The sequence below is a fragment of the Citrobacter sp. Cf125 genome, from assembly GCF_030333935.1.
GTDB lineage: Bacteria > Pseudomonadota > Gammaproteobacteria > Enterobacterales > Enterobacteriaceae > Citrobacter > Citrobacter freundii.
On sequence record NZ_JAOWEY010000022.1, the window covers coordinates 964,051 to 989,222 of the forward strand.

General features: G+C 53.1%; 23 protein-coding genes and 1 pseudogene. 16 read left to right on the forward strand and 8 right to left on the reverse strand.

The window, feature by feature from the left end; translation table 11 throughout:
• Positions 1–63: 63 nt before the first annotated feature.
• The 4 genes and pseudogenes from nrdA to OGV89_RS08880 all read left to right on the forward strand — a co-directional run.
• Positions 64–2,349, forward strand: a complete 2,286-nt coding sequence (gene nrdA, locus OGV89_RS08865; RefSeq protein ID WP_003027604.1) for a class 1a ribonucleoside-diphosphate reductase subunit alpha — start codon at positions 64–66, stop codon at positions 2,347–2,349.
• A 110-nt stretch (positions 2,350–2,459) separates the two neighbouring features.
• On the forward strand, positions 2,460–3,590 hold the full coding sequence (nrdB, locus tag OGV89_RS08870; RefSeq protein WP_003027605.1) for a class Ia ribonucleoside-diphosphate reductase subunit beta: 1,131 nt from the start codon (positions 2,460–2,462) through the stop codon (positions 3,588–3,590).
• Positions 3,590–3,844, forward strand: coding sequence for a ferredoxin-like diferric-tyrosyl radical cofactor maintenance protein YfaE (gene yfaE, locus OGV89_RS08875; RefSeq protein WP_003027609.1), 255 nt, complete (start codon positions 3,590–3,592; stop codon positions 3,842–3,844). Before nrdB ends, yfaE begins: the two co-directional genes overlap by 1 nt.
• A 20-nt stretch (positions 3,845–3,864) precedes the next feature.
• Positions 3,865–3,954, forward strand: a pseudogene (locus OGV89_RS08880) (hypothetical protein); the annotation flags it as partial.
• A 62-nt stretch (positions 3,955–4,016) separates the two neighbouring features.
• Here OGV89_RS08880 and glpQ read toward each other — a convergent pair.
• Together glpQ and glpT are read right to left on the reverse strand one after the other, a co-directional pair.
• Complete coding sequence (glpQ, locus tag OGV89_RS08885) at positions 4,017–5,084, reverse strand: glycerophosphodiester phosphodiesterase (RefSeq protein ID WP_196005755.1); 1,068 nt, start codon at positions 5,082–5,084, stop codon at positions 4,017–4,019.
• A 3-nt stretch (positions 5,085–5,087) separates the two neighbouring features.
• A complete protein-coding gene (glpT, locus tag OGV89_RS08890) occupies positions 5,088–6,446 on the reverse strand; it encodes a glycerol-3-phosphate transporter (protein WP_003845119.1) in 1,359 nt (452 codons plus the stop codon).
• A gap of 270 nt (positions 6,447–6,716) precedes the next feature.
• Between glpT and glpA the strand changes: the two genes are divergently transcribed.
• From glpA to OGV89_RS23010, 4 genes are all read left to right on the forward strand, one after another.
• Entirely contained in the window at positions 6,717–8,345 is a 1,629-nt protein-coding gene (gene glpA, locus OGV89_RS08895) for an anaerobic glycerol-3-phosphate dehydrogenase subunit A (RefSeq protein ID WP_046670096.1), read from the forward strand.
• Positions 8,335–9,594 carry a glycerol-3-phosphate dehydrogenase subunit GlpB gene (gene glpB, locus OGV89_RS08900; RefSeq protein WP_003839405.1) on the forward strand — a complete coding sequence of 420 codons (1,260 nt, stop codon included), beginning with the start codon at positions 8,335–8,337 and terminating at the stop codon, positions 9,592–9,594. Before glpA ends, glpB begins: the two co-directional genes overlap by 11 nt.
• Positions 9,591–10,781 (forward strand): anaerobic glycerol-3-phosphate dehydrogenase subunit GlpC, encoded by a 1,191-nt coding sequence (glpC, locus tag OGV89_RS08905; protein ID WP_003027620.1) that lies wholly within the window; start codon positions 9,591–9,593, stop codon positions 10,779–10,781. The genes glpB and glpC overlap by 4 nt, the downstream gene beginning before the upstream one ends.
• Before the next feature lie 317 nt (positions 10,782–11,098).
• On the forward strand, positions 11,099–11,311 hold the full coding sequence (locus OGV89_RS23010) for an Rpn/YhgA-type helix-turn-helix domain-containing protein (RefSeq protein WP_003845112.1): 213 nt from the start codon (positions 11,099–11,101) through the stop codon (positions 11,309–11,311).
• Positions 11,312–11,349: 38 nt separating this feature from the next.
• On the opposite strand, the gene OGV89_RS08915 is transcribed toward OGV89_RS23010, so the two are convergent.
• The gene (locus tag OGV89_RS08915; RefSeq protein ID WP_044714030.1) at positions 11,350–12,546 is read right to left on the reverse strand and encodes a nicotinamide mononucleotide deamidase-related protein YfaY; all 1,197 of its coding nucleotides are present in this window, start codon (positions 12,544–12,546) and stop codon (positions 11,350–11,352) included.
• Positions 12,547–12,625: 79 nt separating this feature from the next.
• Positions 12,626–13,168, reverse strand: coding sequence for a YfaZ family protein (locus OGV89_RS08920; RefSeq protein WP_003027640.1), 543 nt, complete (start codon positions 13,166–13,168; stop codon positions 12,626–12,628).
• A 315-nt stretch (positions 13,169–13,483) separates the two neighbouring features.
• On the opposite strand from OGV89_RS08920, the gene nudI reads away from it, so the two are divergent.
• From nudI to arnF, 8 genes are all read left to right on the forward strand, one after another.
• Positions 13,484–13,909 (forward strand): nucleoside triphosphatase NudI, encoded by a 426-nt coding sequence (gene nudI, locus OGV89_RS08925; RefSeq protein ID WP_003027643.1) that lies wholly within the window; start codon positions 13,484–13,486, stop codon positions 13,907–13,909.
• A 284-nt stretch (positions 13,910–14,193) separates the two neighbouring features.
• Positions 14,194–15,333 (forward strand): UDP-4-amino-4-deoxy-L-arabinose aminotransferase, encoded by a 1,140-nt coding sequence (arnB, locus tag OGV89_RS08930; protein WP_003845109.1) that lies wholly within the window; start codon positions 14,194–14,196, stop codon positions 15,331–15,333.
• A gap of 2 nt (positions 15,334–15,335) precedes the next feature.
• A complete protein-coding gene (gene arnC, locus OGV89_RS08935; protein ID WP_003027648.1) occupies positions 15,336–16,319 on the forward strand; it encodes an undecaprenyl-phosphate 4-deoxy-4-formamido-L-arabinose transferase in 984 nt (327 codons plus the stop codon).
• Positions 16,316–18,298 carry a bifunctional UDP-4-amino-4-deoxy-L-arabinose formyltransferase/UDP-glucuronic acid oxidase ArnA gene (gene arnA / locus OGV89_RS08940; protein ID WP_003845108.1) on the forward strand — a complete coding sequence of 661 codons (1,983 nt, stop codon included), beginning with the start codon at positions 16,316–16,318 and terminating at the stop codon, positions 18,296–18,298. Before arnC ends, arnA begins: the two co-directional genes overlap by 4 nt.
• Positions 18,295–19,197 carry a 4-deoxy-4-formamido-L-arabinose-phosphoundecaprenol deformylase gene (gene arnD, locus OGV89_RS08945; RefSeq protein WP_003027653.1) on the forward strand — a complete coding sequence of 301 codons (903 nt, stop codon included), beginning with the start codon at positions 18,295–18,297 and terminating at the stop codon, positions 19,195–19,197. The genes arnA and arnD overlap by 4 nt, the downstream gene beginning before the upstream one ends.
• Positions 19,194–20,852 carry a lipid IV(A) 4-amino-4-deoxy-L-arabinosyltransferase gene (gene arnT / locus OGV89_RS08950; protein ID WP_257679467.1) on the forward strand — a complete coding sequence of 553 codons (1,659 nt, stop codon included), beginning with the start codon at positions 19,194–19,196 and terminating at the stop codon, positions 20,850–20,852. Before arnD ends, arnT begins: the two co-directional genes overlap by 4 nt.
• Positions 20,849–21,184, forward strand: a complete 336-nt coding sequence (gene arnE / locus OGV89_RS08955) for a 4-amino-4-deoxy-L-arabinose-phosphoundecaprenol flippase subunit ArnE (RefSeq protein WP_003839381.1) — start codon at positions 20,849–20,851, stop codon at positions 21,182–21,184. Before arnT ends, arnE begins: the two co-directional genes overlap by 4 nt.
• The gene (gene arnF / locus OGV89_RS08960; RefSeq protein WP_057101400.1) at positions 21,184–21,570 is read left to right on the forward strand and encodes a 4-amino-4-deoxy-L-arabinose-phosphoundecaprenol flippase subunit ArnF; all 387 of its coding nucleotides are present in this window, start codon (positions 21,184–21,186) and stop codon (positions 21,568–21,570) included. Before arnE ends, arnF begins: the two co-directional genes overlap by 1 nt.
• Positions 21,571–21,572: 2 nt before the next feature.
• Here the strand turns inward: arnF and pmrD are convergent, their stop codons facing one another.
• From pmrD to menB, 4 genes are all read right to left on the reverse strand, one after another.
• Positions 21,573–21,836 carry a signal transduction protein PmrD gene (gene pmrD, locus OGV89_RS08965; RefSeq protein ID WP_003839377.1) on the reverse strand — a complete coding sequence of 88 codons (264 nt, stop codon included), beginning with the start codon at positions 21,834–21,836 and terminating at the stop codon, positions 21,573–21,575.
• A 95-nt stretch (positions 21,837–21,931) separates the two neighbouring features.
• Positions 21,932–23,356: an o-succinylbenzoate--CoA ligase gene (gene menE, locus OGV89_RS08970; protein WP_115454618.1), complete on the reverse strand. Its 1,425-nt coding sequence runs from the start codon at positions 23,354–23,356 to the stop codon at positions 21,932–21,934.
• Entirely contained in the window at positions 23,353–24,315 is a 963-nt protein-coding gene (gene menC / locus OGV89_RS08975) for an o-succinylbenzoate synthase (protein WP_003027669.1), read from the reverse strand. Before menC ends, menE begins: the two co-directional genes overlap by 4 nt.
• Entirely contained in the window at positions 24,315–25,172 is an 858-nt protein-coding gene (menB, locus tag OGV89_RS08980; RefSeq protein WP_003027671.1) for a 1,4-dihydroxy-2-naphthoyl-CoA synthase, read from the reverse strand. Before menB ends, menC begins: the two co-directional genes overlap by 1 nt.

The following is a 25,172-nucleotide window of genomic DNA, read 5'->3' on the forward strand; positions in this document are numbered from 1 at the left end:
ACAACATGACTCTGTGGATAATATGGGGGATATTTTTTCTTTCACGGACAGGTAAAAAACCACATGAATCAGAGTCTGCTGGTGACAAAGCGTGATGGTAGTACAGAGCGCATCAATCTCGACAAAATCCACCGAGTTCTGGATTGGGCGGCAGAAGGACTGAATAACGTATCGATCTCTCAGGTCGAGCTGCGCTCCCACATTCAGTTTTATGACGGTATCAAGACCTCCGATATCCATGAAACAATCATCAAAGCTGCCGCCGACCTGATCTCCCGCGAAGCGCCGGATTATCAGTATCTGGCCGCCCGTCTGGCGATTTTCCATCTGCGCAAAAAAGCCTACGGCGAGTTTGAACCGCCAAAACTGTTTGACCATGTCGTGAAAATGGTTGAAATGGGCAAATACGACAATCATCTGCTGGAAGACTACACGGAAGAAGAGTTCAAGCAGATGGACTCGTTCATCGTACACGATCGTGATATGACCTTCTCCTACGCTGCGGTGAAGCAGTTAGAAGGCAAATATCTGGTGCAAAACCGTGTTACCGGTGAAATCTATGAAAGCGCACAGTTCCTCTACATTCTGGTAGCAGCCTGCCTGTTTTCTAACTATCCGCGTGAAACACGTCTGCAATATGTAAAACGTTTCTACGACGCCGTTTCTACGTTCAAAATCTCGCTGCCGACGCCGATTATGTCCGGCGTGCGTACCCCAACGCGTCAGTTCAGCTCCTGCGTACTGATCGAGTGCGGCGACAGCCTTGACTCCATCAACGCAACCTCCAGCGCGATTGTGAAATACGTTTCTCAGCGTGCCGGTATCGGTATTAACGCCGGTCGCATCCGTGCGCTGGGTAGCCCGATTCGCGGCGGTGAAGCGTTCCACACTGGCTGTATTCCGTTCTACAAGCATTTCCAGACTGCGGTGAAATCCTGCTCTCAGGGTGGCGTACGCGGCGGTGCAGCCACGCTGTTCTACCCAATGTGGCACCTGGAAGTTGAAAGCCTGCTGGTCCTGAAAAACAACCGTGGCGTCGAAGGCAACCGCGTTCGTCACATGGACTACGGCGTACAGATCAACAAACTGATGTACACCCGTTTGCTGAAAGGCGGCGACATCACCCTGTTTAGCCCGTCCGACGTCCCGGGTCTGTATGACGCGTTCTTCGCCGATCAGGATGAGTTCGAACGTCTGTACACCCAATATGAAAACGACGACAGCATCCGCAAACAGCGCGTGAAAGCGGTTGAGCTGTTCTCACTGATGATGCAGGAACGTGCCTCTACTGGTCGTATCTATATTCAGAACGTTGACCACTGCAACACCCATAGCCCGTTTGATCCGGTTGTCGCGCCGGTACGCCAGTCCAACCTGTGCCTGGAAATCGCCCTGCCGACCAAACCGCTGACCGACGTTAACGATGAAAACGGCGAAATTGCGCTGTGTACGCTGTCCGCATTTAACCTGGGCGCTATCGAAAGTCTGGACGAACTGGAAGAGCTGGCCGTACTGGCGGTACGTGCGTTGGATGCGCTGCTCGATTACCAGGATTATCCGATTCCGGCCGCCAAACGCGGTGCGATGGGGCGTCGTACGCTGGGTATTGGCGTTATCAACTATGCCTACTGGCTAGCGAAAAACGGTAAACGTTACTCTGACGGCAGCGCCAATAACCTGACTCACAAAACCTTTGAAGCGATTCAGTATTACCTGCTGAAAGCGTCTAACGAGCTGGCGAAAGAGCAAGGCGCATGCCCGTGGTTTAACGAAACCACCTATGCGAAAGGCATTCTGCCGATCGATACCTATAAAAAAGACCTGGATGCTATCGTCAGCGAATCCCTGCATTACAACTGGGAAAGCCTGCGCGAATCAATTAAAACTCACGGTCTGCGTAACTCCACGCTCTCCGCTCTGATGCCGTCCGAGACCTCTTCGCAGATCTCCAATGCCACCAACGGTATTGAACCACCACGCGGTTACGTGAGCATCAAAGCATCGAAAGATGGAATTCTGCGTCAGGTCGTGCCGGACTACGAACACCTGCACGACGCATACGAACTGCTGTGGGAAATGCCGAACAACGACGGCTACTTGCAGCTGGTAGGTATCATGCAGAAATTTATCGATCAGTCGATTTCTGCCAACACCAACTACGATCCGTCGCGCTTCCCGTCCGGAAAAGTACCGATGCAGCAGTTGCTGAAAGACCTGCTCACCGCCTACAAATTTGGTGTCAAAACGCTGTATTATCAGAACACCCGTGACGGTGCGGAAGACTCTCAGGACGATCTGGTACCGTCCATTCAGGACGATGGCTGCGAAAGCGGCGCATGTAAGATTTAATCTTTTGCCGGGTGGCGTAGCGCTTACCCGGCCTACAAATTAATTCGCGGTATTGTAGGCCGGATAAGCAAAGCGCATCCGGCAGTACATTCCAGACAGGATTCACATCAATGGCATACACCACTTTTTCACAGACGAAAAATGATCAGCTTCTGGAACCGATGTTCTTCGGCCAGCCGGTGAACGTCGCCCGCTACGATCAGCAAAAATATGACATCTTTGAAAAACTGATCGAAAAGCAGCTCTCTTTCTTCTGGCGTCCGGAAGAGGTCGATGTTTCTCGCGATCGTATCGATTTCCAGGCATTGCCGGAACATGAAAAACATATCTTCATCAGCAACCTGAAGTATCAAACGCTGCTGGACTCCATTCAGGGACGTAGTCCAAACGTCGCGCTGCTGCCGTTAATCTCGATCCCTGAACTGGAAACCTGGGTGGAAACGTGGGCGTTTTCTGAAACTATCCATTCCCGCTCCTACACCCATATTATTCGCAATATCGTTAACGATCCGGCGGTGGTGTTTGACGATATCGTCACTAATGAGCAAATCCAGAAACGCGCAGAAGGTATTTCCAGCTACTACGACGAATTGATCGAGATGACCAGCTACTGGCATTTGCTCGGTGAAGGTACGCATACCGTTAATGGCAAAACGGTTGTCGTAAACCTGCGTGAGCTGAAGAAGAAGCTGTATCTGTGCCTGATGAGCGTCAACGCGCTGGAAGCGATCCGCTTTTATGTCAGCTTCGCCTGCTCCTTCGCATTCGCCGAACGTGAACTGATGGAAGGCAACGCGAAAATTATTCGTCTGATCGCCCGCGACGAAGCCCTGCATCTGACCGGTACTCAGCATATGCTGAACCTTCTGCGCAGCGGTGTAGACGATCCGGAGATGGCGGAAATTGCCGAAGAGTGCAAACAAGAATGCTACGACCTGTTCGTACAGGCCGCGCTGCAGGAAAAAGAGTGGGCGGACTATCTGTTCCGTGATGGCTCAATGATTGGCCTGAACAAAGACATTCTGTGCCAGTACGTTGAGTACATCACCAACATCCGTATGCAGGCTGTCGGACTCGATCTGCCTTTCCAGACCCGCTCTAACCCGATCCCGTGGATCAACACCTGGCTGGTGTCTGATAACGTCCAGGTCGCACCGCAGGAAGTGGAAGTCAGCTCTTACCTGGTCGGCCAGATCGATTCGGAAGTTGATACCGACGACCTGAGTAACTTCCAGCTCTGATGGGCCGCGTGACTTTGCGCATCTCTGGCACACAACTGCTGTGCCAGGATGAACATCCTTCCCTACTTGCCGCACTCGAGTCGCACGATGTTGAAGTCGAATATCAGTGTCGTGAAGGCTACTGCGGCTCCTGTCGTACCCGCCTGGTGGCGGGACAGGTTGACTGGATTGCCGAACCTCTGGCCTTCATTCAACCGGGTGAAATATTGCCCTGCTGTTGCCGGGCAAAAGGCGATATTGAAATAGAGCTGTAACGCAAGGCGGGATAAAATTGTTACTGGCAAAAGAGCCGCCGATGAACGGCAGCCCTTTATTTCTCCTGCAGGCATGTAGGAAAACGTTAACAGCAGACGGCCTTATCTAGCAGTTAATCACGTTTCGTCCAATAAGGCCTGTGACCGGAGGTGCATCACAGGCCTTATGCCATTACTCTTTATTCAGGAATTTCACTGCTTTGTCGGGGAAGTCGGTGAACAGCCCGTCAACACCCGCTTTGTTATAAAGAATGTCATACAGCTGGTTTACGTCAGTGGTGTAATCCGGCAGTTGATCGGCGCGAACGGTATAAGGATGCACCACCATCTTATTCTGATGTGCGTCCTGCACCATGCCAGTTAACGAGATATTGCCCTTCTTCGACTTCTCATCAATCAGCATGTGGTAGTCCGGCCCAATGCCGTCCGCATACTGCGCAACCTGCTTCATGGCACCCGGTTTAAACATCCAGTCGTAGTTGTAATTAACCCAACTGCCGTCTGGCTTTTTCTCCTGAGTTTCATTCCAGTCTGTATATGCAATCAACTGTACCAGATTGAGATCCATCCCCATCTTCGGTTCCAGGTCATTCTTAATGCGCTTTAACTCTGCGACATCAAAACACTGCAGATAGACCTTGTCGTTCTTGTCGGTGTACCCGTACTTTTTCAGTACTTCCAGCGTCTTAGCCGCAATGTCCTTCCCTTCCTGATGATGGAACCACGGCGCTTTCATTTCCGGGTAAATGCCGATGTTTTTACCGGTTGAATGATTTAATCCCTGAACGAACTCAATTTCTTCTTCGAAAGTGTGCACACGGAAATCAGATTTACCCATCGGGAAACGCCCCGGGTAGGTCTGGACCTTTTTGCCATTTTCGATATCAAAGCCTTCAGTAAACTTCAGCGACTTAATCTCATCCAGCGTAAAGTCGATAGCGTAGTAACGCCCATCTTTACGCGCACGATCCGGGAAACGCTCGGCAACATCGGTGACGCGGTCAAGATAGTGGTCATGCAGGACGACCAGATGGTCGTCCTTAGTCATCACCAAATCCTGTTCCAGGTAATCCGCTCCCTGAGCATAGGCCATCGCTTTCGCAGGTAACGTATGCTCCGGTAGATAACCGCTGGCGCCACGGTGCGCAATCACGACTTTATCTGCAGCAACCGCCGCGCTGCTCACAACCATACCTGCCAGCATCAGCGCCACGCTGAGACTTTTCAATGTGGTTTTCATCTATTAGCCCCCGTTACGCTTGAGCTGGATCTCTTCGTGATGGCGTTTTTCGCCAATCATGACGACTACCAGCAGAATAACCGCCAGCACACTACCGCCAATCATCACCATAAAGCCGCCGTCCCAACCGAAGAAGTCAACGGTGTAGCCGACAATGGCGCTCGCAGCCACAGAACCGCCGAGATAACCGAACAGACCAGTAAAGCCAGCCGCCGTACCTGCCGCTTTTTTCGGTGCCAGTTCCAGCGCATGCAGACCAATCAACATGACCGGGCCGTAGATCAGGAAGCCGATGATAATCATACAAGCCATATCTACGTTCGGGTTGCCTGCCGGGTTCATCCAGTAAACGATGGTCGCAATCGTCACCAGCGTCATAAAGAACACGCCGGTCGCGCCACGGTTTCCACGGAAGACTTTATCCGACATCCAGCCACACAGCAGCGTGCCCGGAATACCCGCATATTCATACAGGAAGTAGGCCCAGGATGATTTATCCAGTGCAAAATGCTTCACTTCTTTCAGGTAAGTCGGCGACCAGTCCAGGATGCCGTAGCGCAGCAGATAAACAAACACGTTGGCGATAGCGATGTACCACAACAGTTTGTTCGGCAGTACGTACTGCATGAAGATCTGCTTCGCAGTCAGCTCTTCTTCCGCTTTCTCGTTGTAATCGTCCGGATAATCGTTCTTGTACTCTTCGATTGGCGGCAGACCACAGGACTGCGGCGTATCACGCATCAAAGCAAAAGCAAACAGCGCGACAACGATCGCACCGAAAGCAGGCATGTACAGCGCCGCTTTCCAGTCATTGAACCAGGCCATACCCAGCAGGAACAACAGAGGAGGCAGACCGCCACCCACGTTATGCGCACAGTTCCAAACGGAAACGATGCCGCCACGCTCTTTCTGCGACCACCAGTGCACCATGGTACGACCACACGGCGGCCATCCCATCCCCTGGAACCATCCGCAGAGGAACAGCAGCACAAACATAATCGCAATGCTCGATGTCGCCCACGGTACAAAGCCCATAAACAACATCACTGCCGCAGCCAGTATCAGACCCGCTGGCAGGAAAACGCGCGGATTCGAGCGATCCGAAACGGACCCCATGATGAATTTCGAAAATCCGTAAGCAATGGAGATACCGGACAACGCAAAACCCAGATCGCCACGCGAGAACCCCTGCTCAACCAGATACGGCATCGCAAGGGCAAAGTTCTTACGTACCAGATAGTACGCGGCATAACCAAAGAAAATCCCCAGAAAAATCTGCCAACGTAATCGACGATATGTCGGGTCGATCTCCGCTGCAGGCAAACGCGCCGTGTGTGACGCTGGTTTAAAAATGCTCAACATAGTGTAGCCTCCGTGGCCGTCTTTCATTCGAAGTAAACACTGCAGTTCGTCATTACTACCCTACCGCTCCCAGTGTGGCCGCGATGTTAAGGAAAGATACATAACAAAAATGTGAAACGCAGCACATATTGTTACAGATTTATGACAAATGTTCATAAAGGCGCACGAAATCACGTTTCATTTTCGAATAATGAGCGATTATGCGCGAAATCAAACAATCCATGTTTTTTATGTGGCTAAATGATAAAAAACGAACTGTGAGGAAAAACAATGAAAACTCGCGACTCGCAAACAAGTGACGTGATTATCATTGGTGGAGGAGCAACAGGTGCAGGGATCGCACGCGATTGTGCGCTGCGCGGGTTGCGCGTCATCTTAGTGGAACGCCACGATATCGCCACAGGTGCGACCGGGCGCAACCACGGCCTGCTGCACAGCGGTGCACGCTACGCCGTCACCGATGCTGAATCTGCCCGTGAGTGCATCAGCGAAAACCAAATTCTGAAACGTATCGCCCGCCATTGCGTTGAGCCAACGGACGGTCTGTTTATTACCCTGCCGGAGGATGAGCTCTCCTTTCAGGCGACCTTTATTCGCGCCTGTGAAGAAGCAGGGATTCGCGCAGAAGCGATTGACCCTCAGCAGGCACGTATTATCGAACCTTCCGTGAATCCACAGCTGATTGGTGCGGTAAAAGTGCCGGACGGCACGGTTGATCCTTTCCGCTTAACCGCCGCCAACATGCTGGATGCGCGTGAGCATGGCGCGGTTATCTTAACGGCGCATGAAGTGACAGGACTGATTCGCGAAGGCGCGACGGTTTGCGGCGTTAACGTGCGCAATCATCTGACGGGCGAAATGCAGTCCCTGCATGCACCGGTTGTCGTTAACGCCGCCGGGATCTGGGGTCAACGCATTGCGGAATATGCCGATCTGAGCATCCGTATGTTCCCGGCCAAAGGTTCGTTGCTGATTATGGATCATCGCATTAACCAGCATGTCATCAACCGCTGCCGTAAACCGTCTGACGCCGATATTCTGGTGCCAGGCGATACCATCTCATTGATCGGTACCACCTCGCAGCACATTGATTACGATGATATCGACAGCAACCGCGTCACCGCAGAAGAAGTCGACATTCTGCTGCGTGAAGGCGAGAAACTGGCGCCGATTATGGCGAAAACGCGCATTTTACGCGCCTACTCCGGCGTGCGTCCGCTGGTGGCCAGCGATGACGATCCCACCGGTCGTAACGTCAGCCGTGGGATTGTGCTGTTCGATCACGCCCAGCGTGACGGACTGGAAGGGTTTATCACCATTACCGGCGGCAAACTGATGACCTACCGTCTGATGGCGGAGTGGGCTACCGATGCCGTTTGCCGTAAGCTGGGCAATACCCAGCCTTGCACAACCGCAGACACCGCGTTGCCTGGCTCACAGGAATCTACCGAGCATACGCTTAAACGCGTTATTTCGTTACCTGCGCCGCTACGCGGTTCGGCGGTCTACCGTCACGGCGATCGTACCCCAGCGTGGCTGAGCGAAGGCCGTCAACATCGCAGCCTGGTCTGTGAATGCGAAGCGGTCACCGCAGGCGAAGTGCAATACGCCGTCGAGAATTTAACCGTCAACAGTCTACTCGATTTGCGTCGCCGTACCCGCGTCGGAATGGGGACCTGCCAGGGCGAATTGTGTGCCTGTCGCGCCGCAGGTTTGCTGCAACGTTTTAATGTCACTACCGCAGCACAATCCATTACTCAGCTTTCCGACTTCCTCAACGAACGCTGGAAAGGTGTGCAGCCTATCGCCTGGGGAGATGCACTGCGCGAAAGCGAATTCACTCGCTGGGTTTATCAAGGGTTGTGTGGTCTGGAAAAGGAGCACCAGGATGAAATTTGATACCGTCATTATAGGCGGCGGCCTCGCTGGACTGCTATGCGGCCTGCAACTGCAAAAAAGCGGACTGCGCTGCACGATTGTTACCCGCGGCCAAAGCGCCCTGCATTTTTCCTCCGGCTCACTGGATTTGCTCAGCAGCTTACCCGATGGTCAACCGGTGACGGATATAGAAGCGGGTTTGAATGCGCTGCACACTCAGGCACCCGCACATCCGTATAGCACCATCGGAACGCAGAACGTTCTGGAACTGGCCCAGCAGGCGCAAAATTTACTGGAAGAATGCGGAACGCATTTGCAAGGCAACGTGCATCAGGCACATCAACGTGTTACCCCGCTGGGCACCCTGCGCTCAACCTGGTTAAGTTCCCCGGAAGTGCCGGTCTGGCCGCTGTCCGCGCAGCGTATATGCGTTGTAGGGATTAGCGGGTTACTGGATTTTCAGGCGCATCTTGCCGCGGCGTCATTACGCCAACGTAATCTCAGCGTCGAGACGGCAGAAATCGAACTGCCGGAACTGGATGTCCTGCGTGATAACCCAACCGAGTTTCGCGCCGTTAATATTGCGCGCCTGCTGGATAACGAAGATAAATGGTCGCTGCTCTATGACGCATTGCTGCCAATGGCAAAAACCTGCGACATGATAATCATGCCGGCCTGCTTTGGTCTGGCAGATGAGCGACTCTGGCAGTGGCTTAACGAGCGCCTCCCCTGCTCGCTGACACTGTTACCGACCCTACCTCCTTCGGTACTGGGCATGCGTTTACACAACAAATTGCAGCGCCAGTTTGTGCGCCAGGGCGGTGTGTGGATGCCGGGTGATGAAGTGAAGAAAATCACCTGTCAGGACGGCGTGGTCAGCGAAATCTGGACCCGAAATCATGCCGATATCCCCTTGCGGCCACGTTTCGCCGTGCTCGCCAGCGGCAGTTTTTTCAGCAGCGGGCTGGTCGCCACGCGTGAGGCAATCCACGAACCAATCCTGGGACTGGATGTACAGCAAACAGCTACCCGCGCCGAGTGGTATCAGCGTGACGTTTTCGACCCACAACCGTGGCAACTGTTTGGCGTCACAACCGATGCCACATTGCGCCCATCACTGGCGGGAAAAACGATAGAGAACATGTACGCCATCGGTTCCGTCCTCGGCGGATTCGACCCTATCGCCCAGGGTTGCGGAGGCGGCGTGTGCGCAGTCAGCGCCTTACATGCCGCACATCATATTGCGAAACGTGCAGGAGGACAGCAATGAGCGACACACGTTTTGAAAGTTGTATCAAATGTACGGTGTGCACCACCGCCTGCCCGGTAAGCCGCGTCAACCCGAGCTACCCGGGCCCTAAGCAGGCCGGCCCGGACGGTGAACGTCTGCGCCTGAAAGATGGCGCGCTATATGACGATGCGCTGAAATACTGCATCAACTGTAAACGCTGCGAAGTGGCCTGTCCGTCAGACGTGAAAATCGGCGATATCATCCAGCGCGCGCGCGCCAAATACGACACGACGCGCCCATCGCTGCGTAACTTCGTCTTAAGCCATACCGATTTAATGGGGAGCGTTTCCACCCCCTTCGCCCCAATAGTGAATACCGCCACCTCACTAAAACCGGTACGTCAGTTGCTGGATTACGCGCTAAAAATCGATCATCGCCGTACGCTGCCGAAGTACTCCTTTGGCACCTTCCGCCGCTGGTATCGCAGCATTGCCGCACAGCAGGCGCAGTATCAGGATCAGGTCGCCTTTTTCCACGGCTGTTTTGTGAATTACAACCATCCCCAGCTTGGCAAAGACCTGATCAAGGTGTTGAATGCGATGGGAACCGGCGTGCAACTGCTGAGTAAAGAGAAATGCTGTGGCGTACCGCTGATTGCTAACGGATTTACAGATAAAGCGCGTAAACAGGCGGTCAGCAACGTGGCCTCACTCCGGGAAGCGATTGATGGCAAAGGCATTCCGGTGATCGCCACCTCATCAACCTGTACCTTTGCGCTACGTGATGAATATCCGGAAGTGCTGGATGTCGACAACTCAGGCCTGCGAGAACACATTGAACTGGCAACCCGCTGGCTGTGGCGCAAGCTGGATGAAGGTAAAACGCTGCCGCTGAAAACGCTGCCACTGAAGGTGGTCTATCACACGCCATGTCATATGGAGAAAATGGGCTGGACGCTTTACACGCTGGAACTACTGCGACAAATTCCGGGGCTGGAGCTGACAGTGCTGGATTCTCAGTGTTGTGGGATTGCCGGGACTTACGGCTTTAAAAAGGAAAACTATCCGACTTCACAGTCTATTGGCGCACCGTTATTCCGCCAAATTGAAGAAAGCGGCGCTGATATCGTCGTCACCGACTGCGAAACCTGTAAATGGCAGATTGAGATGTCTACCAGTAAGCGTTGCGAACATCCTATCACCCTGCTTGCCAAAGCGTTGGGGTAACTCAGTTGCCCGGTGGTGTTTGCTACCGGGCATTTTTGCGCTTCCAGTTCCGCTTATTTGAATACGTTGCAGTCGGGCTTATTTATCTCTGATTCACCCACGCAAAAAATCAATTTCTCATATGCAGCGCTTGTTAAAAGTAGATACCGTCACGCCATCTTCTCTATTAGTTGCAAGCACCATTAGTTACAAGCACCGCTAATGACAGCCAGCTACAAACGCTATTTAATTACCTGCTACGGTACGGTGACGTTTCTCACGTCAGCGAATTTATCCATGAAGTTGCCGAACGTTCCCCCCATCATAAGTTGAGGTTGATGACAATCGCAGAGAGGCTAAAACAAGAAGGTCACCACAATGGGCTACAACAAGGGCTACAACAAGGGATACAGCAAGGATTAGCGCAAGGAGTACAGAAAGGTACGCAAGAAGAAGCCTTACGTATCGCGCGCATGATGCTGGAAAATGGAATTGATCGTGATTTGGTTAGGTTAATTACTGGGCTATTACCTGACGATGTCACAGAATGAGTCAGATTGGGAAGGTTTGTAACCTTCCCTGTTAATAATTAAATCGTGAGCGACTCAACCACTTCGATCCAGCCGTGCTCGCTGGCAAGATCCTGATTGTTAAGCCAACGGCGCAGCATATTTAGCGCCATCATTGCGCACACTTCCTGACGAATCGACAAGCTGTAGCGATTAGCGTTCAGCCGAACGCGCAAACCATATGTCCCATTGGGGGTGGCCAGCGCAAAGTTAATATGTTCGTTTTCGAAAGCTGATATCGCCAAAGCCAGCCCGGCATAATGTTTGCTACGTCGCTCGGTTACCCAATGCGCCGTTTGCGCCAGCGTTTCTTCCTGGGGCGGAACAACTTCGCTCGCCAACAACGGAGCATTAGCGCGAGAAAGCTGCAACGCGACCAGACCACCGGTAAATTGTTCGCTCAGCGTCAGGCTGTATTGTCGTTCCTGTAACGTGCGGGCGATTTGCGCAGGCAAACCTTCCGTACCTTCAAAAATCATGTTTTGCCCGGCAACCTTTTTCACCTCAGGCCACAGCGCCAGCATCGCTTCCCGTTGTGAATCCGGCCCGGTCAGCTTCAGCTCAATAATCGGCATTGAGGAGCGATATCCCATTGTTACACCCGGTGGCAAAGTCAGCGGATCCAGGCTTTGTGCCAGCTCGCTTTCAGAACGGCCAAAGGTGGTTAATCGCAGGCATAACGGGGGCTGAGCCAAAGAGAAACGCTCACGCAAACGCGGCAGGATCTCATGCTCAACCATGACTTTAAATTCTGACGGTACACCCGGTGTAAAGAACATCAGGCAGCGGTTAAGCTTCAGGGCGAACCCGCACGCGGTACCCACCGGATTATTGATAAACTCAGCGCTGGCCGGAAGTTCAGCCTGTTTGCGGTTGCTCGGCGCCATCACGCGGCCACGATCGCGGAAATATCGCTCCATCTCGGTCAGCCATGCTTCATGCAGCACCAGCCCTTCGCCTTTTGCCGTTGCCGCTGCCAGCGCGCTCAAATCATCGCTGGTTGGCCCCAAACCGCCATTAACGATCAGTATATCGGCGTGTTCGCTACGCTCACGCAAAACGGCGACTAAATCGTTAAGATTGTCACCTACCGTGTTGCGGCGTGTTAGCGGTAAACCCTGATTAAAGAAAAAATCGGCCAGCCAGGCGGCATTGGTGTCGACGATTTGTCCGTGCAACACTTCATCCCCGGTGGATAGCATCTCCACGTTTAACATCGTGTTCTCCTGCTTTTATGATGAAAACACTATAACGCATGGAGGGGGGAAGGCGCGACTGAACGCCGCGCCAGAAATGTTAGAAGCTGGCGTTAACCCCAACGTACGGACCATCAGCAATTGCGTTATCACGGTTACCGTCTTTACCTGCCAGGTTCAGGTAACGATAACCGGCTTCGATGCTCAGCGGACGCATAATGGTCAAACGCGCACCGGCATTTGCTTCTTCATAGCTGTCGATACCGCTGGAAAGCGAATCAGGAGAGTAATAGTACTCACCAAACAGACGAATGCTGTCGCCGATCGGCCACTGTAAACCACCACCGACAGCCGCAGCATAACCTTCATCGCCATCGTTTGGATTGGTATAAACACCTTTACCACCAACGGTCGCCAACAGTGGACCCAGCGGGATATTCAAACCCAGGCCCAGCCCAGCAACATCGCCGTCGTCATCATTATGCATCCAGTTGCCGCTGACGGCCAGACCAGTGGTCTCAGTACCCATACCGAATCCAAGGTTGGTGTAGTCTTCGCCAGCCTGACCATTGATGCTAATCGCGTTTGCCGAAGCGGAAACAAACAGCATTCCGGCAAAACCCAACAGTAAACTTTTTTTCATTTTCTATCCTTTCCTGCAAGAATCAAAACATAGCCCCAAAACCGGTGAATTGTACTGTCAGATGACGAGGAATCAATGAGCTAAAAAAGCGATGCAAGACCATATTGTAACTAAATACTACTTAATGAGATTAGATAAGGTTAAATTTTTGTATGTAATCTATCGTTCGCATCCCTGAACGCCATTTTCAACAACAATCAATTTTTCCTCGCCCGTACGGACTTAATCGTCGATGAAGCGTTTTTTCTCCAGCCAGCAAAAGGTAAGATAGGTGGATGATGGAATTCTTAATACCCCCCTGGAAGGACTTGACCTATGCGCCAAAGAACAATTGTTTGCCCATTAATTCAAAACGATGGCTGCTATTTACTCTGCAAAATGGCTGACGACCGCGGCGTGTTTCCCGGTCAGTGGGCGCTGTCTGGCGGTGGCGTTGAGCCGGGTGAGCGCATCGAAGAAGCTTTGCGTCGGGAAGTGAGAGAGGAGCTGGGCGAGCAGCTGGTGTTATCAGAAATTACGCCATGGACATTCAGTGACGATATTCGTACTAAAACGTACGCGGATGGCAGCCAGGAAGAGATTTATATGATTTATCTCATCTTCGATTGTGTGGCAGCTAATCGTGAAGTGAACATTAACGAAGAGTTCCAGGCGTTCGCCTGGGTTAAAGCGGAAGATCTCGGCACCTACGACTTAAATATCGCCACACGTAAAACGTTAACCTTGAAAGGGTTACTGTAAGTCCCCCGAGTTTAAACGTAATATAAACAATGATCACATTAGCGGTATTGCTCTCAGCATTCAGCAACAGAGAACAATACCGCCATAATGACTAAAAACTCTTTATATTCAAACAAATAAACCACTCCCCACTGTCTTTGTTATTATCTCCCAAACCTTAACCCCTTAAGGATAAATTAACCTTCGGCCATTAACCTTTGTAGCCTGATGAAATAATTAACGACGCCCCTGTTTAGTCCTAAAAATAAAACTTAGGTAGCGTTAAATGGCTTGAAGGAATAATGATGTCTGACTTTTTGCCTTTCTCTCGCCCGGCAATGGGTGCTGAAGAGCTTGCCGCTGTAAAAGCGGTGCTGGACTCTGGATGGATAACCACTGGCCCGAAGAACCAACAGTTGGAAGAAGCCTTCTGCCAGCTCACAGGAAATCAACACGCCGTCGCCGTCTGCTCTGCCACGGCGGGTATGCACATCACACTGATGGCGTTGGGCATAGGTGCAGGCGATGAGGTCATTACGCCGTCAATGACGTGGGTTTCCACCCTCAACATGATTGTCTTGCTGGGTGCGACGCCAGTCATGGTCGACGTCGACCGCGATACACTTATGGTCACACCTGAGCAAATTGAAGCCGCCATTACCCCACGAACCAAAGCCATTGTTCCAGTACATTACGCAGGCGCCCCCGTCGATCTTGACGCGATTTATGCCATTGGCGAGCGGTATGGTATTCCGGTAATAGAAGATGCTGCCCATGCCGTAGGGACATTGTATAAGGGCCGTCATGTCGGGGCGCGCGGTACGGCAATCTTCTCGTTTCACGCCATCAAAAATATCACCTGCGCAGAAGGTGGACTGATTGTTACCGACGACAGCCAGCTTGCCCAGCGGCTTCGCAGCCTGAAGTTTCACGGTCTGGGCGTTGATGCTTTTGATCGACAAACCTATGGCCGGGCACCGCAGGCCGAAGTGCTTGCGCCAGGATACAAATACAACCTGACGGATATCAATGCCGCTATTGCGTTGGTACAGCTGAATAAGCTGGAGCAACTGAATTCACGCCGGACGCAAATTGCCCAGCAATATCAGCAGGCGCTGGCTGATACGCCATTTCAACCGCTGGACCTGCCCCGGTGGCCGCACGTTCATGCCTGGCACTTATTCATCATTCGTGTTGACGAAACGCGCTGCGGGCTGAGCAGAGATGCCCTGATGGAAGCGCTGAAGACTAAAGATATCGGCACCGGTCTGCATTTTCGTGCAGCCCATACGCAAAAATATTATCGCGAACGCTTCACTACCCTTTCGCTCCCAAATACTGAATGGAACAGCGCGCGCATCTGCTCGCTGCCGTTATTCCCAGACATGACCGAAGCGGATACCCAGCGGGTCATTACGGCACTTCGCGAGATTGCAGGACAATAATCATGTTTGAAGCAGCACCAATCAAAAAAGTCTCGGTGGTCATTCCCGTTTTTAATGAACAGGAAAGCCTGCCAGAGTTAATCAGACGCACCAGCGCCGCCTGCGAGAAATTGGGTAAAGACTATGAAATTCTGCTGATCGACGACGGTAGCAGTGACAATTCCGCTCAGTTGATGATGAACGCCTCCCAGGCACCAAACAGCCATATTGTTTCTATTTTGCTGAATCGCAATTACGGACAACACTCGGCGATTATGGCCGGTTTCAGCCATGTCACTGGCGACTTGATCATCACACTGGATGCCGATTTGCAGAACCCGCCGGAGGAGATCCCTCGGTTGGTCGCCACAGCAGATGAGGGGTTTGATGTGGTGGGCACGGTGCGCCAGAACCGGCAGGACAGCGTATTTCGTAAGACCGCCTCACGCATGATCAACCATCTGATCCAACGAACCACCGGAAAAGCGATGGGCGACTACGGCTGCATGCTACGCGCCTATCGCCGTCACATCGTCGATGCCATGCTGCATTGCCAGGAGCGCAGCACCTTTATCCCTATTCTGGCCAACATTTTTGCCCGTCGCGCTACGGAGATCCCGGTACATCATGCAGAGCGCGAATTTGGTGATTCCAAATACAGCTTCATGCGTCTGATCAACCTGATGTATGACCTGGTGACTTGCCTTACCACAACACCGCTTCGCATGCTGAGTCTGTTGGGCAGCGTGATCGCCGCCACGGGCTTTACCTTATCAGTCTTGCTTGTTGTTCTGCGCCTGACGCTCGGCCCACAGTGGGCCGCGGAAGGGGTATTCATGCTGTTTGCCGTCCTGTTTACCTTTATCGGCGCACAGTTTATTGGCATGGGTTTACTCGGCGAATATATCGGTCGCATCTATAACGATGTCCGCGCCCGCCCCCGCTATTTTGTTCAACACGTTATCCGCCCACAAACCACGCAGTCAACCGAGGAAAACCGCGCATGAAAGCCGTCGTATTTGCCTATCACGATATGGGATGTCAGGGTGTCCAGGCCTTGTTGGATGCAGGTTATGAAATCGCTGCAATTTTTACGCACACCGACAATCCGGGTGAAAAAGCGTTCTTTGGATCTGTTTCTCGCCTCGCGGCCAGCGCCGGTATTCCGGTTTACGCCCCGGACGAGGTTAATCATCCCCTGTGGATTGAGCGCATTAGCCAACTGGCACCTGATGTTATCTTCTCGTTCTACTATCGCCATTTACTGAGTGATGAGATCCTCAGCCTTGCCCCTAAGGGTGCATTTAATCTGCACGGCTCGCTGCTGCCGAAATACCGTGGCCGCGCGCCGCTGAACTGGGTACTGGTCAATGGTGAAACCGAAACCGGCGTCACGCTTCACCGGATGGTCAAACGCGCGGATGCCGGTGCCATTGTTGCCCAGCAGCGGGTTGCTATTTCGCCCGATGATGTGGCGTTAACGCTGCACCATAAATTGTGCCAGGCAGCGCGTCAGTTACTGGAAGAGGCGCTGCCCGCGATTAAAACGGGAGATTATGCAGAACACCCCCAACAGGAAGCAGAGGCGACCTGTTTTGGTCGCCGTACGCCGGAAGATAGCGTCCTCGACTGGAACAAACCAGCCGCAGAGTTGCATAACCAGGTACGCGCCGTCAGCGATCCATGGCCGGGCGCATTTAGCTATGTTGGTACGCAAAAATTCACCGTCTGGTCGTCACGTGTTTGCAAAAATGACCGCGCAGCCCAGCCAGGAACCGTCATCTCCGTTTCTCCTTTGCTGATCGCCTGCGCTGATGGCGCACTGGAGATTATTACCGGGCAAGCTGGCGATGGTATTGCCATGCAGGGGTCACAGCTGGCGCAGGTTCTGGGCCTGGTACCAGGTTCTCGCCTGAACAGCCAGTCAGTTACTACCGCTAAACGCCGTACTCGCGTGCTGATCCTTGGCGTCAATGGCTTCATTGGTAACCATCTGACCGAGCGCCTGTTGCAAGAGGACAATTACGAAGTGTATGGACTCGACATTGGCAGCGACGCCATTAGTCGTTTTCTGCAGCATCCACGATTCCATTTCGTCGAAGGCGATATCAGCATTCACTCCGAATGGATTGAATATCATGTGAAAAAATGCGACGTCGTGCTGCCGCTGGTAGCGATCGCCACGCCAATCGAATATACCCGCAACCCGCTGCGCGTGTTTGAGCTCGATTTTGAAGAGAACCTGAAAATCATTCGCTACTGCGTGAAATACCGTAAGCGCATCATTTTCCCGTCAACCTCCGAAGTCTACGGCATGTGTACCGACAAAGTTTTTGATGAAGACAGCTCGAACCTGATCGTCGGTCCGGTCAATAAACCACGCTGGATCTACTCCGTTTCCAAGCAGTTGCTGGACCGCGTAATCTGGGCATACGGCGAAAAAGAGGGATTGCGCTTCACCCTGTTCCGTCCGTTTAACTGGATGGGACCGCGTCTGGACAGCCTTAACGCCGCGCGTATCGGCAGCTCACGCGCCATTACCCAACTGATCCTCAATCTGGTGGAAGGTTCACCGATTAAGCTGATTGAAGGCGGTAAGCAAAAACGCTGCTTTACTGATATTCGCGATGGTATCGAAGCCCTGTACCGCATCATTGAAAACGAAGGCGGACGCTGCGATGGCGAAATTATCAACATCGGTAACCCGGAGAATGAGGCCAGTATTCAGGAACTGGCAGAAATGCTGCTTACCTGCTTTGAAAAACACCCATTACGCAACCACTTCCCGCCGTTTGCCGGTTTCCGTGACGTCGAAAGTAGTAGCTACTATGGTAAAGGTTATCAGGACGTTGAGCATCGTAAGCCCAACATTCGTAATGCAAAACGCTGCCTGAACTGGGAGCCCACCATTGAGATGCAGGAAACGGTAGAAGAGACGCTGGACTTCTTCTTACGCAGTGTGGATATCACGGAACACACATCATGACCAAAGTAGGCTTGCGCATTGATGTCGATACTTTCCGGGGGACGCGCGAAGGTGTGCCCCGCCTGTTGGAGACATTGAACCGGCATAACGTTCGGGCAAGTTTTTTCTTTAGCGTTGGACCTGACAACATGGGGCGCCATCTCTGGCGTCTTGTGAAGCCACAATTTCTGTGGAAGATGCTGCGTTCAAACGCAGCATCGCTCTACGGATGGGATATATTGCTCGCGGGAACCGCGTGGCCGGGAAAAGAGATTGGCCAGGCCAATGCGGCGATCATTGCGCAAACCGCCCTGATTCATGAAACCGGTTTGCATGCCTGGGATCACCATGCCTGGCAAGCGCGAAGCGGAAACTGGAATGATAAACAGCTGATTGATGATATTTCACGAGGCATTACCGCCCTTGAAGCCATCATCGGACAACCGGTTACCTGTTCTGCGGTTGCCGGATGGCGTGCCGACAACCGCGTCGTCGAGGCAAAAGAAACGTTCCATTTACGCTATAACAGCGACTGTCGGGGAACGTCGCTATTTCGCCCTGTACTGGCGTCCGGGAAAACAGGTACGCCGCAAATTCCCGTCACGTTACCAACATGGGATGAAGTGGTTGGTCAGGAGGTCCAGGCGGTGGACTTCAACGCTTATATTCTCTCCCACATCCAGATGAGCAGAGGAACACCGGTGTACACCATTCATGCGGAAGTTGAAGGCATCGCCTTTCATCAGAATTTTGACGAGCTGCTTACTCGCGCCGCGGACATGGGGATGACATTTTGCCCGCTTGGCGAGCTGTTACCAGACGATATCAGCACGCTGCCAACAGGGCAGATCGTGCGTGGAAAAATACCCGGCAGAGAGGGATGGCTCGGCTGCCAACAACCGGTGAGTGCGACACAATGAAACCTGCTGCCCGCTACACTTTGGCCTGTATCGCGTTTATTGCGCTGTATTTTATTTTCCCCATCAACAGCCGCATGCTCTGGCAGCCTGATGAAACGCGCTATGCCGAAATCAGTCGGGAAATGCTGACGTCCGGCGACTGGATCGTTCCGCACTTTTTAGGGCTCCGTTACTTCGAAAAACCCATTGCCGGATACTGGTTAAACAGCATCGGGCAATGGTTATTTGGCGCTAATAATTTTGGCGTCAGAGCGGGGGCTATTTTTGCCACCTTACTGACGGCGCTACTGGTAGCCTGGCTTGCCATGCGGTTATGGCAGGATAAGCGTACCGCCGTACTCTCTTCTGCTATCTTTTTAACGTTTTTCTCGGTTTACAGCATCGGCACCTACGCGGTACTTGATCCCATAATTGCGCTTTGGCTGATGGCGGGCATGTGCTGTTTTTGGGAAGGCATGCAGGCCACCACCAGAACGCGCAAAATCATCGCTTTTTTGCTGTTAGGGTTAACCTGCGGCATGGGCGTGATGACCAAGGGCTTCCTGGCGCTTGCCGTTCCTGTGCTCAGCGTACTGCCGTGGGTTTTCGCGCAAAAGCGCTGGAAAGATCTCATACTCTACGGTCTGCTGGCGGTTATCGGCTGCGTCGTGATTGTGCTGCCGTGGGGAATAGCGATTGCCCGGCGTGAGCCGGATTTCTGGCATTACTTCTTCTGGGTTGAACATATTCAACGCTTCGCACAGGATGATGCCCAACACAAGGCTCCCATCTGGTACTACATTCCGGTATTCGTGGCTGGCGCATTACCGTGGCTCGGGCTGCTTCCTGGCGCGCTGCGTACGGGCTGGCGTGAGCGGGATGTTCCGCGCAGCGCGCTGTACCTGTTAAGCTGGATTGTCATGCCAATCCTGTTTTTCAGCATCGCCAAAGGAAAACTGCCGACCTATATTCTTTCTTGCTTCGCCCCGCTGGCGATATTAACGGCGCGTTTCGGCCTGCAGGCCGCGGAAAAAGGCTCCGCCGCACTGCGCGTGAATGGCTGGATCAACGTGCTGTTCGGCGTGACCGGCATTGTCGCCACATTTATTGTTTCCACATTGGGTCCGTTAAAGACGCCGGTCTGGTCGCATATCGAAACGTATAAGGTGTTTTGCGCGTGGGGTATTTTTATCACCTGGGCACTGTTCGGCTGGTATACGCTAAATAACCGCGAGAAGAACTGGAAATTCGCCGCGCTGTGTCCGCTGGGACTCGCGCTGTTGTTTGGTTTCTCAGTCCCTGACCGGGTGATGGAGTCTAAACAGCCGCAGTTTTTTGTCGAGATGACTAAAGAGTCGCTGGAGTCGAGCCGTTACATTCTCACCGACAACGTTGGCGTTGCCGCAGGGCTGGCCTGGAGCCTGAAGCGTGACGACATCATGATGTACGGCCAAACGGGAGAGTTAAAATATGGCCTCAACTACCCGGATGCTCAGGGGCGCTTTGTCAGTCGGGAAGACTTTGCCGACTGGTTAGCGCAACATCGTCAGCAAGGAAATATTACGCTCGTGCTCACGATTGATAAGGATGAAGATATTAATCATCTCGCTCTCCCTCCCGCTGATTACATTGATAATCAGGGGCGACTGGTCCTGATTCAGTATCGGCCAAAATGATCTGGATAGCCTTAGTTCTCGCCAGCCTGCTCAGCGTCTGCGGCCAGCTATGCCAGAAGCAGGCGACCCGACCGGTGTCCGTTCGTGCGCGAAAACGCCACGTCACGCAATGGATTGGGCTTGCTCTGACAAGCCTCGGTCTGGCCATGCTGCTATGGCTGGCGGTACTGCAGAACATTCCTGTCGGCATCGCCTACCCCATGCTGAGTCTTAACTTTGTATGGGTGACGCTGGCCGCGTGGAAAATCTGGCGCGAACCCGTCACTACACGCCACTGGCTGGGGGTTGGGCTGATCATTACCGGCATCTTTATTCTTGGGAGCGCAGTGTAATGGGCATCTTTTGGGGATTATGTAGCGTTATTATCACCTCCGCAGCCCAGTTGAGCCTCGGCTTCGCAATGGATAATCTGCCGCCAATGATGCAGCCGCTGGCGTTCATCTCCGCCGTATTATCTCTCAGTATTGGAGCGTTTGCTTTATCTGCCGGGCTGGCAGGCTATTTGCTGTCGGTTATTTGCTGGCATAAAGCCCTGCACCAGCTCGCGCTGAGCAAAGCTTATGCCCTGCTCAGCCTGAGCTATGTGCTGGTTTGGGTTGCATCAATGATTCTGCCCGGCTGGCAGGGAACATTTTCAGTAAAGGCGCTGGTTGGGGTACTGTGCATCATGGCGGGTTTAATGACGATTTTTCTGCCTGCAGACAAGCACCGGCGCTGAGCTCATTTATCTGCCGACAGTCGTAACAGGCGCTCCCATTCGTCACATATGTACTGTCTGGCATCGATTATTTTAATCACGCGGGATACATCGCGATTAACACAATACTGCGCATCTTTCAGCGGTGAAAGAAGATCGCCAGGTTTAACCCGCTCGAAAGATTGCGCCTCAGCGAGCATCTTAAGCGAACCACCACTATCGCAAAGTACGATATAGAGCCTCTCTGCTTTCTTGTGACAGCAAGACTTCTTCACATGCCATTCCATAGCGCACCTTTTGTTAAAAAATTTCACAATAGGTTACACTTCAGCAGATAAACAAAAGGACAATAGCTGAGGAATGACAAAAATGAGAAATGTAATTAATGCTTTCTTAATGTTAATGATGAAGCACTTACCCAATCCGACAACGCACGACGCGAGATTTTAATCCCTCCGGCTTTAAGCTCGGGTGGCAATGTCAACCAACATACCGGTTGCTGAAAGCGTGCCAGCTTATCTTTTACCCACTCTGCCAGATTAGTTTCTCCAGCATTAGCGTCATACTCAACGACCGCCACCGGGCGATGGCCAAATTCTTTGTCTTCTATCGGCACAATAAAGGCCTGCAGAACATGTGGATGTGCGGCAATCACGCGTTCCACCTCTTCCGGCTGTATGCCTTCCCCGCCGCTAAAGAACAGATTGTCCATACGACCGACAATGGTTAACTTGCCGTCCTTCAACACGCCGCGATCGCGGGTTGCAAACCAGCCTTCCGCGTTCACTAAAGGCATAAGCTGTCCGTTACGCCAGTAACCTTGCGCCATGCTGGCGGCTCGTAGCCAAACTTCGTCATTAACGATCCTGACTTCCCGCCCCGGTAAAGCAGAGCCCACATCCGCCAGGCCATCTGCCTCTTTCGCACAAACCGTAGAAGCAAACTCCGTCAATCCGTAACCGCACCAGCAACGAATCCCCTGTTCACGCGCCTGTTCCGTCAACTCAACAGGAATTGCCGCACCGCCCAGCAGCACCGCTTTTAGCGTGACTGGCGTGTTATTAACAAGTAAGCGCCACAGTTGCGTGGGCACCAGTGAAGCGTGAGTGCATCCAGCCAGCATTTGATCCAGCGGCTGTTTATCGCGCACGGTCATTCGCGCCCCGGCGAACAACCATCGCCACAAAATGCCCTGCCCGGAAACATGAAACAGCGGCAGTGAGAGCAGCCAGTCATCCTCAGCACCAAACGGCATTAATGACAGTACGCCCTGCGCGCTTGCCAGATGCGCCTGACAGGTATGCACCGCCGCCTTTGGTAATCCGGTAGAACCTGAGGTTAACGTCATCGTGCTCAAACGCTCGGGCAACCATGCAGCGGCGTGATCGCCTGGCAACGACTGCATCTGTAACGGACTGAGTTCCGGGAGTGCGATAGCAGCCTCCAGATCCAGCGCAAAACGTAGCGTTAAGTCCGGGACCAGCGCATCAAGCAGCGACTGAGGCAACTGTGGGTTCACAGGTAAAACCCGCGCCCCACACTGCAGCAGCGCGAGCCAGGCCAGCAAAGCGCGCGGATGATTCCAGGCGCGAAGCAGGACGCCATCGCCTTCTTCCACGCCCTGAGCGGCAAAACCGCAGGCCAGATGGTCGATGCGCGCGCAGAGCTCGCTCCAGCTTAATACCTCGTCGTTGAGGCGTAAGGCTGGCGCCTTCGCACGAACCTGTCGCCAGTGACGCCACGGCCAGTCACTGGGTTGTATCAGGCCCGATAAGCTCACGCTATCGGGCATTTCCTGCTGGGTCATAGCAGACGTTCCAGCGCATCAACGTCGATACACGGCAACGCGCTACCCGGCCAGGTGCGTACCTGCTGGCACTGCATCAGGCTCAGGGTATCCAGACCCGGGATGGTTTGCGGCGTCAACCAGGCGGCAATTCGCGCCAGCTGGGTTAAGCCCAGACTCGACTCGATTGACGAACTGATAACGGCAGTAAGACCAAGCGCATGCGCCGCTGCCACCTGTTCACGGACTTTATCGAGACTGCCGGTCAGCGTAGGTTTGATAACCACAGCCTTGACGCCCTCTTCGGCTTCGAAGGTGAAATCCGCTTCACGCAGACTTTCATCCCAGGCGATGGCAATGCCGGTTTCACGCGCGAAGGCACGAGAATCATCACGGGTTTTGCACGGTTCTTCGAGGAAGGCAATGCGTCCGCGATACTCCGGATTAACGTATTTCGCGAACTGCTGAGCTTTCAACGGCGTCCAGGCCCGGTTGGCGTCAAGTCGCAAATGCAGCTCCGGGATCGCCTCAAGTAACAGATTGGCTACCATTCCGTCGCGAACTGCTTCATACAGACCGACCTTAATCTTCGCCACTTTTTCGCCCGGCATGTCCGCCAGTTGCAGTACCAGATCGTCAGGATCGCCCGTACACAGCGGTGCAGCACGATAGTCTGCGTCCTGTGGCAATACGCCAGCCAGTTCGGCCAGCGCACAGCTTACGCCAAAGGCGACTGAAGGCAGTTGCGGTAAGGAGGCATCCCCTTGCAGCCAGCCTTTCACCCAGGCCAGCAACTCGGTTTGCGCTTCTTCCCAGCTTTCCTGACTGAAGCCCGGCAGCGGGGAGATTTCTCCCCACCCTTCACGCTCACCGTCACGAAGACATACGTATAACCCGTCACGCGTTTTTAACCGCCTGTCGCGCAGAATCACCCCCGCGTCCATGGGGATCTGCCAGCGGTATACCTGCGCGCTACGCATTACGGATTCCGTTTGAATTTGCTGAAATCAGGCTGACGTTTCTGGTTAAAGGCGTTACGGCCTTCCTGACCTTCTTCCGTCATGTAGAACAGCATAGTGGCGTTACCTGCCAGCTCCTGCAGACCTGCCTGACCATCACAGTCGGCGTTCAGTGCAGCTTTCAGGCAGCGCAGCGCCATTGGGCTGTTTTGCAGCATTTCGCGACACCAGCGTACTGTCTCTTTTTCCAGATCCGCCAGCGGAACCACGGTGTTGACCAGCCCCATATCCAGCGCCTGTTTCGCATCGTACTGACGGCACAGGAACCAGATTTCACGCGCTTTTTTCTGACCGACGATGCGCGCCATATAGGAAGCGCCCCAACCGCCGTCGAAGGAACCGACTTTTGGACCGGTCTGACCGAAGATGGCGTTTTCAGCCGCAATGGTCAGGTCACACATCATGTGCAGCACATGACCGCCGCCAATGGAGAAACCTGCAACCATCGCTACTACCGGTTTCGGACAGGTACGAATCTGACGCTGGAAGTCCAGTACGTTCAGGTGATGCACACCGGAGTCATCCTGGTATCCGCCGTAGTCGCCACGTACCTTCTGATCGCCGCCTGCACAGAACGCTTTATCGCCCGCACCGGTCAGAATAATCACGCCGATGTTGTCATCATAGCGAGCATCCGCCAGCGCCTGGATCATCTCTTTCACGGTGACCGGACGGAAGGCATTGCGTACCTGCGGACGATTAATGGTGATTTTTGCGATACCGTCGGTGGATTTCTCGTAAAGAATGTCGGTATAGCCTTCAGAGCAATCGTGCCATTCTACCGGTGCGTAAAGCATTGTTTCATCAGGATAGATCAT